This window comes from Sphingomonas bisphenolicum, from assembly GCF_024349785.1.
Taxonomy (GTDB): domain Bacteria; phylum Pseudomonadota; class Alphaproteobacteria; order Sphingomonadales; family Sphingomonadaceae; genus Sphingobium; species Sphingobium bisphenolicum.
The window spans coordinates 364,179-381,490 of sequence record NZ_AP018818.1 but is presented as its reverse complement, the minus strand read 5'-3'; the positions used below and the strand labels follow the sequence as shown (position 1 = coordinate 381,490).

General features: G+C 64.6%; 15 protein-coding genes. 11 read left to right on the top strand and 4 right to left on the bottom strand.

Going from position 1 to position 17,312, the window contains the following annotated elements; all coding sequences use genetic code 11:
- Position 1 precedes the first annotated feature (1 nt).
- The 3 genes from SBA_RS20125 to SBA_RS20115 all read right to left on the bottom strand — a co-directional run bounded on the left by SBA_RS20125 (position 2) and on the right by SBA_RS20115 (position 5,250).
- Positions 2-2,746 (bottom strand): TonB-dependent receptor, encoded by a 2,745-nt coding sequence (locus SBA_RS20125; protein ID WP_261937406.1) that lies wholly within the window; start codon positions 2,744-2,746, stop codon positions 2-4.
- Positions 2,747-2,827: 81 nt separating this feature from the next.
- On the bottom strand, positions 2,828-4,099 hold the full coding sequence (locus tag SBA_RS20120) for an MFS transporter (protein WP_261937405.1): 1,272 nt from the start codon (positions 4,097-4,099) through the stop codon (positions 2,828-2,830).
- Complete coding sequence (locus SBA_RS20115; RefSeq protein ID WP_261937404.1) at positions 4,099-5,250, bottom strand: mandelate racemase/muconate lactonizing enzyme family protein; 1,152 nt, start codon at positions 5,248-5,250, stop codon at positions 4,099-4,101. Before SBA_RS20115 ends, SBA_RS20120 begins: the two co-directional genes overlap by 1 nt.
- A gap of 154 nt (positions 5,251-5,404) precedes the next feature.
- Between SBA_RS20115 and SBA_RS20110 the strand changes: the two genes are divergently transcribed.
- Positions 5,405-6,154: a FadR/GntR family transcriptional regulator gene (locus tag SBA_RS20110; protein WP_261937403.1), complete on the top strand. Its 750-nt coding sequence runs from the start codon at positions 5,405-5,407 to the stop codon at positions 6,152-6,154.
- 8 nt (positions 6,155-6,162) lie between these two features.
- Here the strand turns inward: SBA_RS20110 and SBA_RS20105 are convergent, their stop codons facing one another.
- Positions 6,163-6,495 (bottom strand): L-rhamnose mutarotase, encoded by a 333-nt coding sequence (locus SBA_RS20105; RefSeq protein ID WP_261937402.1) that lies wholly within the window; start codon positions 6,493-6,495, stop codon positions 6,163-6,165.
- A gap of 101 nt (positions 6,496-6,596) precedes the next feature.
- On the opposite strand from SBA_RS20105, the gene SBA_RS20100 reads away from it, so the two are divergent.
- The 10 genes from SBA_RS20100 to SBA_RS20055 are packed head-to-tail and all read left to right on the top strand — an operon-like array spanning position 6,597 to position 17,311.
- Positions 6,597-7,775 carry an aldose 1-epimerase family protein gene (locus SBA_RS20100; protein ID WP_261937401.1) on the top strand — a complete coding sequence of 393 codons (1,179 nt, stop codon included), beginning with the start codon at positions 6,597-6,599 and terminating at the stop codon, positions 7,773-7,775.
- Positions 7,772-8,518, top strand: coding sequence for an SDR family NAD(P)-dependent oxidoreductase (locus SBA_RS20095; RefSeq protein ID WP_261937400.1), 747 nt, complete (start codon positions 7,772-7,774; stop codon positions 8,516-8,518). The genes SBA_RS20100 and SBA_RS20095 overlap by 4 nt, the downstream gene beginning before the upstream one ends.
- A gap of 10 nt (positions 8,519-8,528) precedes the next feature.
- Positions 8,529-9,719: a CaiB/BaiF CoA transferase family protein gene (locus SBA_RS20090; RefSeq protein ID WP_261937399.1), complete on the top strand. Its 1,191-nt coding sequence runs from the start codon at positions 8,529-8,531 to the stop codon at positions 9,717-9,719.
- Positions 9,716-10,837, top strand: a complete 1,122-nt coding sequence (locus tag SBA_RS20085; protein ID WP_261937398.1) for a type 2 periplasmic-binding domain-containing protein — start codon at positions 9,716-9,718, stop codon at positions 10,835-10,837. The genes SBA_RS20090 and SBA_RS20085 overlap by 4 nt, the downstream gene beginning before the upstream one ends.
- Positions 10,834-11,604 carry an enoyl-CoA hydratase/isomerase family protein gene (locus tag SBA_RS20080; RefSeq protein WP_224546998.1) on the top strand — a complete coding sequence of 257 codons (771 nt, stop codon included), beginning with the start codon at positions 10,834-10,836 and terminating at the stop codon, positions 11,602-11,604. The genes SBA_RS20085 and SBA_RS20080 overlap by 4 nt, the downstream gene beginning before the upstream one ends.
- 3 nt (positions 11,605-11,607) lie before the next feature.
- Complete coding sequence (locus SBA_RS20075) at positions 11,608-12,774, top strand: fumarylacetoacetate hydrolase family protein (RefSeq protein ID WP_261937397.1); 1,167 nt, start codon at positions 11,608-11,610, stop codon at positions 12,772-12,774.
- Positions 12,771-13,730 (top strand): 2-hydroxyacid dehydrogenase, encoded by a 960-nt coding sequence (locus tag SBA_RS20070; protein ID WP_261937396.1) that lies wholly within the window; start codon positions 12,771-12,773, stop codon positions 13,728-13,730. Before SBA_RS20075 ends, SBA_RS20070 begins: the two co-directional genes overlap by 4 nt.
- Positions 13,714-14,499 carry a kinase gene (locus SBA_RS20065; RefSeq protein ID WP_261937395.1) on the top strand — a complete coding sequence of 262 codons (786 nt, stop codon included), beginning with the start codon at positions 13,714-13,716 and terminating at the stop codon, positions 14,497-14,499. The genes SBA_RS20070 and SBA_RS20065 overlap by 17 nt, the downstream gene beginning before the upstream one ends.
- Positions 14,496-15,626 (top strand): FMN-dependent L-lactate dehydrogenase LldD, encoded by a 1,131-nt coding sequence (gene lldD / locus SBA_RS20060; protein WP_261937394.1) that lies wholly within the window; start codon positions 14,496-14,498, stop codon positions 15,624-15,626. The genes SBA_RS20065 and lldD overlap by 4 nt, the downstream gene beginning before the upstream one ends.
- 59 nt (positions 15,627-15,685) lie before the next feature.
- Positions 15,686-17,311, top strand: a complete 1,626-nt coding sequence (locus tag SBA_RS20055) for a rhamnogalacturonidase (RefSeq protein WP_261937393.1) — start codon at positions 15,686-15,688, stop codon at positions 17,309-17,311.
- The last annotated feature ends 1 nt before the right edge of the window (position 17,312 follow it).

Below are 17,312 nucleotides of genomic sequence, written 5' to 3'. Positions count from 1 at the left end.
GTCAGAAGCGGACGCGGACGCCGGCGGACAGGCGACGGCCGGTCTTGCGATATTCCTTCGTCCGGTCCGCGCTGACGGAGTAGATGAACTCCTTGGCGTCGTTGAGGTTGAGCGCGTCGGCGAAGACGGTGAAGTTCGGCGTCACTTCATAGGACAGGCCGGCATCGAGCTGGCCATAGGCGTCGAAATATTCCGGTTCGCCGTTGCGGCCCACTGCCACCTGCAGGAACTTGTCGCGCCAAGTGTAGGCAACGCGCGCCTGCACGCCATATTTCTCGTAGAAGCCGACGAGGCTGTAACTATATTTGGACAAGCCTTCCAGGCCATAGGAAACGTTGGCGACGGCATTGGTATAGTTGGCGTTGGACTGGGTATAGTTGAAGCTGGTCTGCACGCCCAGGCCGTCGAACGGCGCGGGCAGGCTGGTGAAGGCCTGGCGATAGCCGACCTCGAAACCCTTGACCGTCGCGCCCTTGCCGTTGCCCGGCACCGTCACCTGGAAGGTCACCTGATCGACCTTTTGCGGGGTGGTGAAAAGGGCCACGAAGGAATCGATCTTTTTGTAGAAGGCGGCGAAGGACAAGAGGGAGGAATCGGCGAAATACCATTCGACGCCAGCCTCGATCTGCTTGGCGCGGAACGGCTGCAAGTCCGGGTTGCCGCGACTGATCGTCTCATTGCCCGGATTGGTCTGGATCGACTGGCGCGGCGACAGGTCGGTCAGGGTCGGACGCGTCATCACCTTCGATGCGGACAGGCGCAGGATCAGATCATCGGCCGCCTCCAGCTTGATGTTCAGCGACGGCAGCCAGTCGTCATATTTGCCGCGGAAGCTGATGGGCACCACCCCCGATACGACGATGTCGTTCTGGCCGGTGGGATTGCCATTGGCATCCAGGCGCGGCTTGGCGCTCAAGATAGTCCTGGATGCGCCGGATGAGGTGTAATCGGTGTTTTCGTAGCGCAGCCCGGCATTGATGGTCAGCGGCATCGCCCCGAGCATGGTTTCGAAATTGGCCATCACATAGCCGATCTTCACCTTTTCATCGATTACCGAGGAGGCCGATGGCGAAAAAGTCGCCGGGTTGAAGGTCTTGCCATCCTCCGTCGCAAACTGGTCGATCACGCCGACCAGTTGCTGCGGACTGTAGATCACCCAGTCACGGATGATATTGTCGGGTCCGGTACCCTGGAAGAAATTGCGATTGGTGGAACTGAACAACGAGGTCGGCAACAGCCGGTCGGACCCGCAATAGGCGCATTGCTCGCCAAAGGGCATTTCGTCCGACGTCAGCCGCTTTTTGCGATTGGCGATCATGCCGCCGGTGAAGAGGGTCAGGTTCGACGTCGCCTTCCATTCGGTATCTGCGCGATATTCGCTGATCTTGTCATCGACATCGGTGCCGCCGCCCCAGATATAATAATGGGCGGTGATCCCCTGCGGATTGGTCGCGGCATTGGGATAGTTGGGGCTGGTGAAGCCATAATCATAGATCGGGCTGTCGCCGCGCCGATCATACCAGAGGTCGATATTCTTGCGGCGGATGGTGGTGAAGAGATTATTCTCCTTGCCGCGCCGCTCGGCCTTGGACCGCGAAGCGTCGAGCTTCAGCTTGAAATTGTCGGCCGGCTTCCATTCGACATTGACGCCGAACTGGTCGGTCGTGACGTTGCGCTGGTCATATTGCAGGATCTGGTCGACGAAGCCGCCCTGATAACGCTGATAGACGGCCTCGCCATCCTCGACGACTTGTTCGACCAAGGTTCCGCCGGAAAAATCGTAGGCCAAGCCGGTCTGCTGCTCGGTAAACTTGGCCTTGGAGTAGAGACCATCGAGCGTAACGGTGAGCGTATCGGTGGGCCGGACCTGCAACGAACCGGAAAAGCCATAGCGCTCCAGGCCACGTTCGAAGAAGAAGGGCGACAGGTTCGATGGCATAGAAACATTGCTGAAGGGCGCTACGTCCGGCCCGATACGCCCACCATTCACGCCATTGGCGCGATAATAGGAGTCGCCGCTCGACCGGCGGACATGGCCCGCGCCGATCGTGAATTCGTCGTTGCGGGTCTGACGCTTGGTATAGACGCCCGACAGTGACAGGCCGATGGTCCGGTCCGCATTGCGCCAGGACGCGACTCCGGAGACTTCCGGATTGAACTTGTCGGCCAGTTCAGCCCACATCTGCCCGGCCGAGCCGCTGAAGGCGAACTGTTCCTTCTGGTCGATCGGCCGCAGCGTGTGGACGTCCACCGTCGCGCCGATGGAGGAGCCGTTGAGGTTCGCCTGGGGCGACTTGAACACATCGGCGCCGGCGATGATTTCGGACGGCAGCACGTCGAAGGAAAATTCGCGGCCATTATTGTCGGTGGCCAGCGTGCGGCCATTGACGGTGACGGCGTTGAACTTCGGACCGAAGCCGCGAACGGTGATGTAGCGACCCTCGCCGCGGTTGCGCTCAATGGTGACGCCGGCGACGCGCTGCAGGGATTCGGCGACATTCTGATCGGGCAGCTTGCCCAGATCCTCCGCCACGATCGAATCAACCACGCCGATCGAGTCGCGTTTGATGTCGATCGACGCCTTCTGGCTGGCGCGGATGCCGGTGACGATGATGTCCTCGCTCGTCGCCGGATCGCTGCCCTGGGGTGCCGCGGCGTCCTGCGCACAGGCTGCGCTGCCGATCGTCAGCGCCAGGCCCGACGCCGCCACCATGCTCGCAAGACGGACCTTACCCACCTTTGTCATCTTCCACTCTCCCTATGTTTATTGTCGGTGTTTATGGCGCACCGCACAGCATATGTCAAATGACGTAATACATAATATGAATCAGTGCACCGAGCGGATCGGCAGCACGCAAAGCGCCGATCCGAACACGAACAGCAGCGCCGCGATGAAGATCGCGCGATAGTCATTGTCGAACATGCCGAGCAGGATGGCGGCCATGACGGGGCTGAGAATCTGGGGAATATTGACCGCCGTGGTCAGCACGCCCAAATCCTTGCCTTCGTCGCCCAGCGCGCTTTTCGGCAGCACCTGCGTCATCAGCGCCATGTCGATCGACATGAACATGCCGTAGCCGATGCCGATCACGCCGGCATAAACCCACATGCCGGTCATCGAGGGCGCCAGCAGTGGGGCGGTCATCGCCACACCCATGATCAGGCTGCCCAGAACAACGAACGGCTTGCGTCGCTGCCACCGGTCGGACAGCCATCCCGAGATCAAGGAGGAAGCGACCAGGCAGACCAGGGTGAGCAGCGCCATGTTGGCGATGGCGATGTTCGACGCGCCGTCGGCCAGGCCGATATAGTCGCGCAATATATAGAGAAGATAGGCGGCGACCGCCTGATAGCCCATATAGATGGTGAAGCGGCTGGCGAAGGCCCAGGCGAAATCGGGGTGCGCGCGCGGACTGATCCAGAAGCTCTTGAAGAAACTGCCCCAATGGATCGGGCGGCGGGGCATCGTGTCGCTCGGCGGTTCGCGATTGAGCGCGACGAAGGCGAGGCAGGAGGCGGCGATGGCAGCCGCGAACAGCCCATAAGCCAGCACCCGCTCCCCGGCGAGATAGCCGGCGACCACCGTGCCCGCCGTCAACCCCGCGGTCATGCCCGCGCCCACGATACCCGATACGCCGCCGCGCGACACCGGCGCGAACCGGTCCGCGATCAGCGTCGTCATCGCCGGTTGCATGGCGTTATAGGCGATCGCGGCCATCACCCAGAGGATCATCAGCGACCAGAAGCTCGTCATCAGCGACACGCCGAACAGGCAGAGCGATCCGATCAGCGATGCGATGGCGATCCAGGGCGCGCGGCGACCCCAGCGGCTACGCGTACGATCCGACAGGGCGCCCGCGATCGGCGTCGCCAGGGTCGAGAAGATCGATGTGATGGCGAACAGCAAAGCGAGGTTGTTCTCCTTCGCACCGGGCGACAGCTCTGCGATCTGATTGGGCAGAAGCACGCCCAGCACGCCGCTGTAGAGCGCCATCAGCAGGAAGAAATTGACCATCAGCGACAATTGCAGCCGGACGCGCGCCGCGCCGGTCACCCAGACCGGTGATGATTGGTCGGCAGGGGCGGGGAGGCTGTGCATCAGTTGGCCGCCCGGCTTTCCGGGACCAGGCGCAGCCCCGCATTGCGCGGCCTGCGATGCGGCCCCCCGCGCACGTTCCAGCCGTTGCCGGCAACGCTTTGCGCGATCGCCGCCTCGTCGATCACGATGCCCAGTCCCGGCCGGTCGCCCAATATGATGCCGCCATCGGCAATCTGCTGATCGACGTCGAAGCCCGTGGGAAAAGCGAAATCCTGCACTTCGATGCCGATCATGTTGGGTACGGCCGCGGCGGCATGGGCGACCGGATTGGCGTTATAGGCGACCGGCGAGACGGGCAGGCCACGCGCATGGGCGGCCATGGCCACCCGGTGGAAATGGGTGATGCCCCAAACGCTTCCGGTCTGGACGATGTCGACGGCGCAGGCGTCGAACAACGGCGCATATTGTTCGAGGCCGGAGAGATTTTCGCCCGTCGCCACCGCAGTTTTGACGGCGCGCGATATGGCGGCATGGCCCGCCGCGTCCCATCGCCGCACCGGCTCCTCGATCCAGGTCAGGTCGATCCTCTTTTCGATCTCGGCCAGGTGCCGGATCGCCTGCTTGCAATTCCAGGCTTCGTTGACGTCCAGCATCAGCGCGGGCCGGTGGCTGTTCCGCGACAGGATGTCGCGCACCGTTTCCAGCCGGCCGATGTCACGGTCCAGATCGCGGCCGCCCTTGATCTTGGCTGCGGTAAAGCCGCGATCGGCCCAGGCGCCATAATGACCGGCGAACGCATCGTCCTCCAGGCCGTAGCACAGGCCGGAGGCATAGCCCGGCACGAACCGGTCACCCGCGCCCAGCGTGCGCCACAGCGGCTCTTCCGCCATCTTCGCCTTCAGATCCCACAATGCCATGTCGATCGCCGCGATTGTGCCGAAGGTGGCGCCGGCGTGGCCGCTCTTGAACACGTGGGCGAGCATCGAATCATAGAGGCTCGACACCGCGCGCGGGTCCGCGCCCTCGACCGCGGGAAACAGCCGGTCGATCTCGCCATGCTGGCCAAGGCCGATGCCGGTCAAACCGCCATCGGTTTCGAGCAGCAGGACCGGGACTTCGGTAATGCCGGATTCGACGACGCCGTTCACGTCGCCGACCGGCCGCCGCCAGTCATGATAGGCTGTGAGGCTGCGATAGCCTGTAATCTTCATCGGGATGTCCTCTACCCTTCCGGTGTTACCGGCCACGAGTCATATTATGTATTATCTATGTTGTTTGACAAGTCTTGACGGCGCTTGTCAATCGGGTCCACGCTGGAAATTAGCGTCGTGCAGGGCGCAGGCATGACAAAAGGCGTGAAGATACATGCAGGATAGACTGGGCGGCGGGGCTTTGGCGGCAACGCAGCGGGTGCGGCGGCGTCCCCGCTTGGCCGAGGCCGTGGTCGAAGACCTGGTCAATGCGATCGTGACGGAAATGTACCCCGCCGGCACCGCGCTGCCACCGGAAAACATGCTCTGCGACCTCTATGGCGTCAGCCGCACCGTGGTCCGCGAAGCGACGACGGCGCTCACCGAGAAGGGACTGGTGGTATCGCAGCAGGGACGCGGGACGATCGTGCGCGATTCGCGCGATTGGAACCTGCTGGACCCGATGATCCTGGCGGCCTTGTTCCGGCGCGAGGACGGCCTGTCCTATCTCGACAATCTTTCCGAAATCCGCTCATCGCTTGAAGCGTCGATGGCGGCCAAGGCGGCGAAAAAGGCGACTCCCGAAAGCGTGGCGGAACTGACGGCGCAGATCGACAAGCTGGAAGGGCTGGTCGACATGCCTGCTGCCTATGTGCATGAGGATGTGCATTTCCACGACATCATCATGCGCATTTCGGGCGACCGGCTGAGCAAGGCGATCATCGACGGCATCCAAGGCAAGGCGCTCAACACCCATGGCTATGCCGGCAAGCTGAGCGTCGCGCATGTGCGCGATACCCAGGCGGCGCATCGGCGCATCCACGACGCGATCGTCGCTGGCGATCCGGAGGCGGCTGCCCGTGCGATGCGCGAGCATATAGAATCTTCCTGGGCAAAACGGCGCAGTTCCCGCGTCGAGACATAGCGCACGGCTCAGGGTTGCTCGTCGAGCGCGTAGATTCGCTCCATTTCAGCCCAGGTGACGTTCGGCGCAAATGGGAGAGGGCGCTGGAACGTTCGCATCAGGGCATCCCAGGCCTGGACATCCGGATTGGCGGCATCCTGCGCCCTCTTGGTTGCGCCGTCGGGAGCAAGGGCGATATCCTGCTCCATGATCATCACCATTCGGTCGCCGATCATCCATATTTGCAGGTCCGTCACGCCATCGGCGCGGATCGCATCGCTCACCGCTTGCGGTGGGCCGCCGGGTTTGTGCCATTCGCGATAGCGCGCGATCGAATCCGGCTCGTCCACCAGGTCGACCATGAAGCAACGTCGCACAATCTCACCCAATGTCCTTCTCCCGGTTGACGAGTCCGTCCAGTGTAGATATTCATCATATGTCTTACAAGATGGAGAGGCTGATCATGGCCCGGCTTTATGGCGGCGAAGTGTCCAAACGACATATCGCCGAACGATCCGGCGCGCTGTCGCAATTTGCCGGCGTGCAATTGATGACCCTGAGGGATGGGGTGGAGCGCGGCGTGCGGATGCTGCGATTCCGCACCGGCTCAGGGCTTGCCTTCACCGTGCTGGTCGACCGCGCCATGGACATCGCCGAATGCGACCATGCGGGGCGCGCCGTCGGCTGGCACTCGCCGTCGGGCTTCCGCCATCCCGGCCTGCATGAGTATGAAGGGGAGGGCGGGCTTGGTTGGTTCCGCTCCATGTCCGGTCTCAATATCACATGCGGCCTCGACCATATCCTCTTCATGCACGATGATCCCGCCGGCCATTATCATTATGGCCCGCGAGAGACGGTGTCTTCTTCGCTGCACGGCCGCATCGGCACCATTCCGGCGCAACTCACCGGCTATGGCGAGCAATGGGACGGCGACGCCTGTACCTTCTGGGCGGAAGGCGTCGTCCGCCAGTCGACCGTCTTCGGCGAGGATCTGCATCTCATCCGCCGGATCGAGGCGGATTTGGGCGGCGACGAGATCCGTCTGACCGACCGCGTGGTCAATCACGGCTTCTACCGCACGCCGCACATGTTCTGCTATCATATCAACGTCGGTCATCCGGTGGTCGCGGAAGGTGCGCGCTATGTTGCGCCGATCCGCGACGTGCTGTGGGCCGCTCATGCCGATGCCTATCAGGCGCAGGGCGTGGGATATCGCACCTTGCCCGCGCCGATCGTCAATTTCCATGAACAGGTCTGGCAGCATGACATGGCGCCCGATGCGGACGGCCGGGTCGAGGTCGGTATCGTCAACGAAGCGCTGGGCTTCGGCTTTTCGGTCGTGACCCGCAAGGATCAGTTTCCGGCCATGTTCGAATGGCAGAATCTCCACGCCGGCCATTATGCGGTGGGGATCGAACCCTCGACCAACCATGTGCTGGGCAAGGATTTCGCACGCGAACGGGGCGAATTGATCGAACTCGAGCATGGCGAAGAGCGCCGCTACGACACGATCCTGCGCGTCCTGCCCGATGCCGCCGCGGTATCGGCCGCAGTGGCGCGGATCGAGGGCGTCCAGTTGCAGCCCGATGAGGACTATCCCGCGCCTTCCGGCCACTATCCGCCGATCGGGAATGCGGCATGAAGGGCCGGACGATCCTCTATACCGGCGCGGCGGGCGGGCTTGGCCTCGAAACGACGCTGCTCCTGATCGAAGGCGGCGCGACCGTTATCGCGGTGGACAATGACCCGGCCAAGGTGGCGCGGCTGACCGAAGCGGCCGTCGGCAAGGGACCGGGGCGGCTGGTCGTATCGACCGCCGACCTGTCGGACCTTGCTGCCTTCCGCGCAACGCTCGACGATCTGCTCGCTGAGCATGATGGTTTCGATGTCGTCATCAACAATGCCGCCATCTATCCGTCCCGGCCCTTCGAGGATTTTTCCATCGAGGAGCATCAACTGGTCCAGCGGATCAATGTCGATGCCGGGATCGTCGCGGTGCAGGCGGCGCTGCCGGAGATGCGGGCCAGGGGCTTCGGTCGGATCGTCAATATCGCCAGCATCACCCTGTCGGGCGGCTGGGCGAACCTGTCGCCTTATGTCGCATCGAAGGGCGCGCTGGTCGGCCTGACCCGCGCCTGGGCTCGGGAATTCGGTCCCGACGGCATTACCGTCAACGCCATCGCGCCGGGCGCCTTTCCGACCGACGCAGAAAAAATCCACCCCGACCCGGTCGGGTATAACCGCATGGTATTGGATGCGCAGGCGGTCAAACGCCGGGGCGTCGCCGCCGATATCGCCCATGCCATCGGATTTTTCGCCGCCGACGAGGCGGGCTTCATCACCGGCCAGACGCTGCACGTCAACGGCGGCTGGGTCATGGCCTGAAGGACCATCAATGACCATTCTCAAGGATATTCGCGTTCTCGACTGTTCGATCGCCATGGCCGGGCCGTTCGCGGCGCAGCGATTGGGCGACATGGGCGCCGACGTCGTCAAGGTCGAACCGACCAGCGGCGAATGGCAGCGCCATGCTTCGGCGGGCGGCGCCACCGGCAATAGCATCAACGTCTCCTTCCTCTCGCTCAACCGCAACAAGCGGTCGCTGGCGATCGATCTCAAATCGCCCGAGGGGAAGGCGGTGCTGCTCGACCTGGTGAAGGATGCCGACATCTTTCTCCAGAATTACCGTCCCGGCGTCGCCGAGCGGCTGGGTGTTGATTATGCGACCCTGTCGGCGATCAACCCGCGCCTCATTTATGTGTCCATGTCCGGCTATGGCGAGGATGGTCCCTACCGCCTCTATCCGGGGCAGGATCTGCTGCTTCAGGGCATGTCCGGCGCGATGCTTTCGGCCGGGGCGGACGGCGCGCCGCCATCGCCCGCCGGACAATATCTGGTTGACGCCGTGACCGCCTATACCGCCTTTGAAGGCGCACTCGCCGCCCTTTTCCACCGCGAACGGACGGGGGAGGGGCAGTTGGTGCAGGTCAATATGCTCGACGCCATCACCACGCTCCAGATGCAGGAATTGTCGGTCTTCACCGTCGGCGGCAAGGCGCAGACGCGATCGGCGCAGCCCCATGCGCACAGCTATATCCGCGCGCCTTATGGCGTGTTCGCGACGGCCGACGGCTACATGACGCTGGCGATGGCGTCACTCAAGACGCTGGGGCAGGTGCTGGACGATCCCTTCTTCGCCGAGCTGGACGAGGAACGCGACGGCTGGACCCAGCGCGACGCCATTTTCGCCCAAGTGAAGACGCATCTCGTCACCCGCGATACGGCGCATTGGCTGGCAACGTTCCGCGCCGCCGATATCTGGTGCGGGCCGGTCTATGGCTATGCCGACCTGGTCGACGATCCACAGATCCGCCACAACGGCACCTTCGTCGAATATGACCATGCGACCGAAGGCCGGGTAAAGGTGCCGGGCTTTCCGATCCGCTTTTCCAGGACGCCGTCCGCCATCACCCGTGGCGCGCCGCTGGTCGGCGAACATAGCCGCGACGTGCTGGCGGAAATCGGCCGCAGCGAAGCGGAAATCGCGCAACTGATCGAATCCGGCGTGGTGCGCCAGCATATATGAGCCTGCCCCATTATCGCGGCCTGACCTGGGATCATCCGCGCGGCTATCGCGCGCTGGAGGCGGCCGCGTGCTCCATAGCGCCTGGGCAGGGGCTGACCATCGCCTGGGACCGCCATTCTCTGGAAGGGTTCGAAGCCGCGCCGATTGCGGAACTCGCCGATCGCTACGACCTGATCGTTCTGGACCATCCCCATGTCGGCGAGGCGGTGGCGCAGGACTGCCTGCTGCCGATGGAAAGCCTGTTCGACGCCACGATGCTTGCAGAACTGGAGACGGCGGCGATCGGCCGTTCGCTCGCCAGCTATCATTATGCCGACGCGCACTGGGCGCTGCCGCTCGACGCGGCGACGCAGGTCATGGCCTATGCCCGCGACCGGATCGATCGACCGCCCACGACATGGGATGCAGTGATCGACCTTGCCGCCAGCCAGCCGGTCGCGCTGTCGCTCGCCGGGCCGCACGCCATCCTCTCCTTCCAGTCGATCGTCGCCGCGCTGGGCGGCGCCCGCCCGGCGGATGCCTTTGTCGATCGGCAGATCGGGCGCGAAGCCTATGCCATCATGGCGGGGCTCACAGGCTCCACAAGCCGTGCATTTGTTGCAGCCAATCCCATCGCGTTGCTCGAAGCGATGGCGACCGGCGAGGATATCGCCCTCGTCCCTTTAATCTACGGCTATGTAAACTATGCCGCCGCCGGTCGCGTAGGTTTCGCCGATGCGCCACGCGGGACGGCAGGGATCGGATCGATCCTGGGCGGCACCGGGATCGCCGTGTCGAGACGTTGCGCGATGACCCCGGCGCTCAAGGCGCACCTCCTCTGGCTGATGGGCGAGGAGGCCCAGCGCCAGTTCATTCCAGCACAGGACGGGCAGCCCTCGCTCCGTACGGCCTGGGCCGATCCGCAAGTCGATGCCCGCTGGGGCGGTTTCTATAGCGGCACGCGCGCTACGCTGGAGGCAGCCAGCCTGCGCCCGCGCCATGACGGTGCCATCCCCTTCCAGACCGAAGCCTCCACCCGCTTTCGCGCCGGCCTGATCGATGGCGACCCCGCTGATCCCGTGCTGGACGCCATCGAAGCGGCCTTCCACCGCCATCACCGCAAAGGAACCCCATTATGAGCGCCCAACTGCGCTTCGACATTGCCGATCGCATCGCCACCATCACGCTCAATCGCCCGGAAAAGCTCAACGCGATGACGCCCGACATGGCGGCGGCGCTGGTCGCTGCGGTCAGCGAATGCAACAGTTCTGACGCGGTGCGCGTGCTGGTCGTCACCGGGGCGGGCGAAAAGGCCTTTTCCGCCGGCTCCGACATTTCGACGCTGGACGCCTATGCGACCCCCTGGGACTTTCGCAATCGGCAGGATTATTGCGACGCGCTGCGCGCCTGCCGCAAGCCGGTAATCGCGGCGATCAACGGCTATGCGCTGGGCGGCGGGCTGGAAACCGCTATGGCCTGCGACATCCGCATCGCGTCGAGTAATGCCCGCTTCGCTGCGCCGGAGATCAAGCTGGGCTGGATCGGCGGCGGCGGCATGGCGGTAGGCCTGGCCCATTCGATCGGCATGTCGAACGCCGCGCTGATGCTCTACACCGGCGACATGGTGAGCGCGGAGCAGGCACTGGCATGGGGATTGGTGAGCGAAGTCACGCCGCCCGACCAGTTGCTCGGCCGGGCGCAGGCCATCGCCGCGACCATTGCAGAGCGCGCGCCGATCGCCGCCGAAACGGCCAAGCTCAACCTGCGCGCCGCGCACCAGATGCCCTATGACAAGGCGATCGACTATGAGCGCGACCTACAGGCGATCTGCTTCGCCACGGCCGACGCCGCCGAGGGCCGCGCGGCCTTTGCCGAGCGGCGCGCGCCCGACTTTCAGCGGCGCTGAGTCATGGACCTGACCCCCGCCGCCATCCTGCCGGCCGATCCCGACGCGCTGCTGTTCGGCCGCATCTGGCGTCCCGATTGCGAAGGGCCATCGCCGGTGCGGGTCGATGGCGATCGGCTGACCGATATCTCCACCCGCTTCGCGACCGCGCGTGACCTGTGCGAAAGTGTCTCCCCGGCGCAGGCGCTGCGCGACGCGAAGGGCGAGGATGCCGGCCCCCTTATCGACATCCTCGCCAACACCCCCATTGAACGCCGCGATCCGTTGCGGCCCTGGCTGCTCTCGCCGATCGATCTACAGGCGGTGAAGGCTGCGGGCGTCACCTTCGTCACCTCGATGCTGGAGCGGGTGATCGAGGAAAAGGCGCGCGGCAATCCCGAGGTCGCCGTCCAAATCCGCGAGCAGGTGCGCGCGCTGGTCGGCGACGACCTGCGCGACCTGAAGCCGGGATCGGTGCAAGCCGCGCAGCTTAAACAGACGCTGATCGACGCGAACGCCTGGAGCCAGTATCTGGAAGTGGGCATCGGCCCCGACGCCGAAATCTTCACCAAGGCGCAGCCGATGGCGACGGTCGGCGCGGGCAGCGCCATCGGCGTCCATCCCGCATCGGTCTGGAACAATCCCGAACCCGAAGTGGTGCTGGTGATCGCTTCGGACGGACGGATCATCGGCGCGACATTGGGTAATGACGTCAACCTGCGCGATGTTGAGGGGCGATCCGCGCTGCTGCTGGGCAAGGCCAAGGATAATCTTGGCGCGGCGGCGGTCGGTCCCTTCGTTCGACTGTTCGACGGCGGCTTCGACCTCAAGGCGGTGGAGGCGATCACCGTCACCCTGTCCGTCCATGGCCGCGACGGCTTCTTCATGGAGGGCCGATCGGCGATGGCGGAGATCAGCCGTTCTCCCGCAGAGCTTGCGGCGCAAGCGGTGAACGCCCATCATCCCTATCCCGACGGCCTCATCCTCTATCTCGGCACGTTGTTCGCGCCGACGCAGGACCGGGGCGAGCCGGGACGGGGCTTCACCCATGCGGAAGGAGACGAGGTGCGGATTGGCTGCGATGCATTGGGGACTTTGGTGAATCGGGTGACGGCGACCGACCGGGTCGAACCATGGCGTTTCGGGACCGGTGCGCTGATGCGCAACCTGGCCAGCCGAGGCCTGTTGTGAGCGCTCGTCCCCGTATCCTGCTCACCCGTCGCTGGCCTGACATAGTCGAACAGCGGCTTGCCGCATCCTATGACGTGACGTTGAACGAAGGCGACCGGCCGATGGATGCGGTCGCGCTGGCCCAAGCAATGTGCGATCATGATGCGCTCTGCCCGACCGTCACCGACCGGGTGACGCGCGACATATTGCTCGTCCAAGGACGACGGGTAGGGATCATCGCCAATTATGGCGCGGGATATGAGCATATCGACCTCGCCGCCGCGCGCGAAGCGGGACTGGCCGTTACCAATACGCCCGACGTGTTGACGGAAGCCACCGCGGACATCGCCATCACCCTGATGCTGATGGCGATGCGCCGGGCGGCCGAGGGTGAGCGCGAATTGCGCGCCGGCGACTGGACGGGGTGGCGACCGACCCATCTTGTCGGCCAGTCGCTGGATGGCAAGCTGTTGGGGCTGGTCGGCTTCGGCCGGATCGCCCGCGCGGTGGCCAGGCGGGCGCAGGCATTCGGGATGCGCATCGCCTATCACAGCCGCCGTCCTGCGGCTGACATGCCGGCCGACGCCTATTACGCCGATCTGGGGGCGCTGGCGCAGCAGGCGGATGTCCTGTCGCTTCATGCACCGGGCGGGGCGGAAACGCGGCACATGGTCGATGCCGCGTTGCTGGCGGTAATGCCGGCCCATGCCGTGCTGGTGAATACCGGGCGCGGGTCGCTGGTCGATGAAGGAGCGCTGGCTGAGGCTCTGGCGGAGCGGCGGATCGCGGCGGCGGGGCTGGACGTCTATGAAAACGAACCGCACGTCCATCCCACCCTGATCGACCTGCCCAATGTCGTGCTGCTGCCCCATCTGGGCAGCGCCACGATCGAGGCGCGCACCGCCATGGGGATGAAGGTTGCGGACAATCTCGATCGCTTCTTTGCCGGCGAGCCGCTGCTTGACCCCGTCGCTTGACCGGATCGCAGCGGCGACGCGGGCCTGGCTTGCGGCGGCCGACGGGCCGCTGATTCTGGGCCTGTGCGGCGCGCAGGGTTCGGGCAAGTCGACGCTCGCCGCCGGCCTGCAAAGGCGGATGGAGGCGGAGGGGCGGCGGACGGCGATCCTGTCGCTCGACGATCTCTATCTGAGCGGCACGGCGCGGGCACAATTGGCCGATACGGTGCATCCGCTGCTGCGCACCCGCGGCGTGCCGGGCACCCATGATGCGTTGCGGGGGATCGCGATTCTGGATTCGGTCAAGGCTGGCGAGGCGCTGCTGCTGCCGCGGTTCGACAAGGGGCGGGACGAGCCGTTCGATCGGGAGGAGGCGGCCGGACCCGTCGATATCCTGATCTTCGAAGGCTGGTGCGTCGGCGCGCGGCCGCAGGCGGAATCGGCGCTCGCCGCACCGATCAATGCGCTGGAGCGGATCGAAGACCCGGACACGGTCTGGCGGCGCCATGTCAATCGCCAGCTCTGGGGCATCTATGCCGAACTGTTCGCCCGCATCGACCGGCTGGTTCTGCTCGCCGCGCCGGACTTCGGCGTTGTGCGTGACTGGCGCGGCGAGCAGGAGGAGACCTTGTGGGCCAGCAAGGCGAGCGGCGCGATGGACGCTGCGCAGCTCGATCGCTTCGTCCAGCATTATGAGCGGCTGACCCGGCATATATTGGCGGAAATGCCCGGCCGAGCCGATCTCACGCTCCAACTCGACCATAACCGCCAGCCAGGGGCTACAGCATGATCATCTCCTCCCCGCTCGACTATCGCGAAGCGGCGCGACGGCGGCTGCCGCGTTTCCTGTTCGATTATGTCGATGGCGGCGCGTTCGGGGAAGAGACGATGGCGGCCAATAGCGCCGACCTGGCAGATATCAAGCTGCGCCAGCGGGTGCTGCGCGATGTGTCTGCGCTGAGTCTGGAAACCACGCTGTTCGGCGAAAAGATGGCGATGCCGCTGCTGCTCGCGCCGATCGGCCTCGGCGGCATGATGCGCCGGCGCGGCGAATTGCAGGTGGCGCGGGCGGCCTGTCGCGCTGGCATTCCCTATATCCTCTCCACCGTCAGCGTCTGCTCGGTGACCGAAGTGATCGAGGATTGCGGCCGGCCGGTCTGGTTCCAGCTCTATGTGCTCAAGGATCGCGGCTTCATGCGGCACGCGCTGGAGCGGGCGCAGGCGCTGGGCGTCACCAAGCTGGTCTTCACCGTCGACATGCCGCTGCCCGGCGCGCGCTATCGTGACGCCCATTCGGGCATGAGCGGCCCCAATGCGCCGCTGCGCCGGATGCTGCAGGCGATGGGCCGTCCGGGCTGGGCGTGGGACGTGGGGTTGCAAGGGCGGCCGCACGATCTGGGCAATGTCTCCGCCTATCGTGGCCAGCCTACGAACCTGGCCGATTATATCGGATGGCTGGGGGAGAATTTCGATCCGTCCATCACCTGGTCCGACCTGGAATGGATCAGGGACGTGTGGAAGGGCGAGATGATCGTGAAGGGCATACTCGATCCGGATGACGCCCGCGATGCGGTGCGTTTCGGCGCCGACGGCATCGTCGTATCCAACCATGGCGGGCGGCAACTCGACGGCGCAGTGTCGACCGCGCGCGCCCTGCCCGGCATCGCCGATGCAGTGGGCGACGAGCTGACCCTGCTGGTCGATGGCGGCGTGCGGACCGGACTGGACGTGGTGCGGATGCTGGCGCTGGGCGCGCGCGGCGTGCTGCTGGGCCGCGCCTATATCTACGCGCTGGCGGCGCAGGGAGAGGCGGGCGTGACCCGTCTGCTGGAACTGATCGCGCAGGGGATGAAGGTGTCGATGGCGCTGAGCGGCGCAAAAAGCGTCACCGAGTTGGACAGTAGGTCGCTGGTTTAGGGTTGGCACATCTTCCTCATTATGTAATACGTCATACAACATAATGAGAGGATCGCAGCATGAGCAGCGTGATCGACCGCGCGATGTTCAGCCGTCGCGCCATGACTTTGGGATTGGGCGCGGCCTTCGCATTCGCGGCATCGCCCGTCCGCGCCACCGGCTCGCTGGGCGGCTTCCACAATGTCCGCGACCATGGCGCGAAGGGTGACGGCATCGCCGTCGATTCCGACGCCTTCAACCGCGCGATCGAGGCGGCGAGCGCGGCGGGTGGCGGGACGGTGGTGGTGCCACCGGGCCATTATCTCTGCTTTTCGATCCGCCTGAAAAGCTACATCACTTTGCTGCTGATGCCCGGCAGCCTGATCGAGGCCGCCGATCCGCGCCGGCACAAGGGGCGCTACGACCTGCCCGAAGGCATCTATGACGAACAATATGTCGATTATGGCGTTGCCCATTTCCACAACGCCCTCATTTATGGCGACGGTGTCACCGACGTGGCGATCGTCGGACGCGGGCTGATCCACGGCATCGGCCTGGACCGGGAAGGGCCGGCGCCGCGCTGGCATGGCATAGAGGGCTGGAAGGCACCCAGGGAACAAGGCCTGTCCGCCGACGCGGCGCGCCGGGCGATCCCGCGCGAAATGGCTTATGAGGGGCGTGGCAACAAGGCGGTGGCGCTGCGCCGCTGTCGCAATGTGCTGCTGCGCGACTTCACCATCCTGCAGGGCGGGCATTTCGCCTGCTATGTGCTGGGATCGACCAATGTCACGATCGACAATCTGACGGTCGACACCGACCGCGATGGGATCGATATCGACTGTTGCCGCGACGTGCGGATCAGCAACTGCATCGTCAACGCGCCCAAGGATGACGCAATCGTCCTCAAGAGCAGCTATGCGCTCGATGAACCGGTCTTTTGTGAGGATGTCACCATCATCGGTTGCAAGACCAGCGGCTATGATCTGGGATCGATCGTCGCTGGCAGCTATCGTCCCTCGCCTTATCGCTCGGTCGACGATGTCGGCGTGCTGGGGCGGATCAAGCTCGGCACCGATTCCGCCACGGGCTTTCGCAACATCCTGATATCGGGCTGCACCTGCGACCATACGCGCGGGCTGCAACTAGGCGCGATCGACGGCGGGGTGCTGGAAGACGTGACCTTCAGCGACATCAACCTGCGCAATCCGGTCAACCATCCGATTTTCGTGCGACTGGCGGCGCGCAACCGTTCTCCGCGTGGCACGGGTCCGTCAAAGGTGCGCCGGGTGCGTTTTTCCGACATCAATGTCTCCGGCGCATCCGGCCCCTATGCCTGTGGTATCGTCGGCAATCCGGGCGAACCGATCGAGGATGTCAGCTTCTCCAACGTCCATGTCCGTTCGGCCGGCGGCGGCAGCGAGGCGGATGCGCGCCGCACTATCCCCGAACGGCCCGCCAGCAGCCTGGAGCCCAGTTTCATGGGCGCTTTCCCCGCACACGGCCTTTATGTGCGCCACGCCCGCAACATCAGCCTGCGCGACGTCAGTTTCGACGTGGAGGCGGCGGATGCGCGCCCCGCAATCCTGTTCGACGACGTGCAGGGGGCGATGGTAGATGGCCTGCGGTCCCGCCATGCCCGCGACACGGCGATCCGGTCGACCGCGAGCAGCGGCATCCAGATCGGCGATATCCAGACTTTGAGCTAAA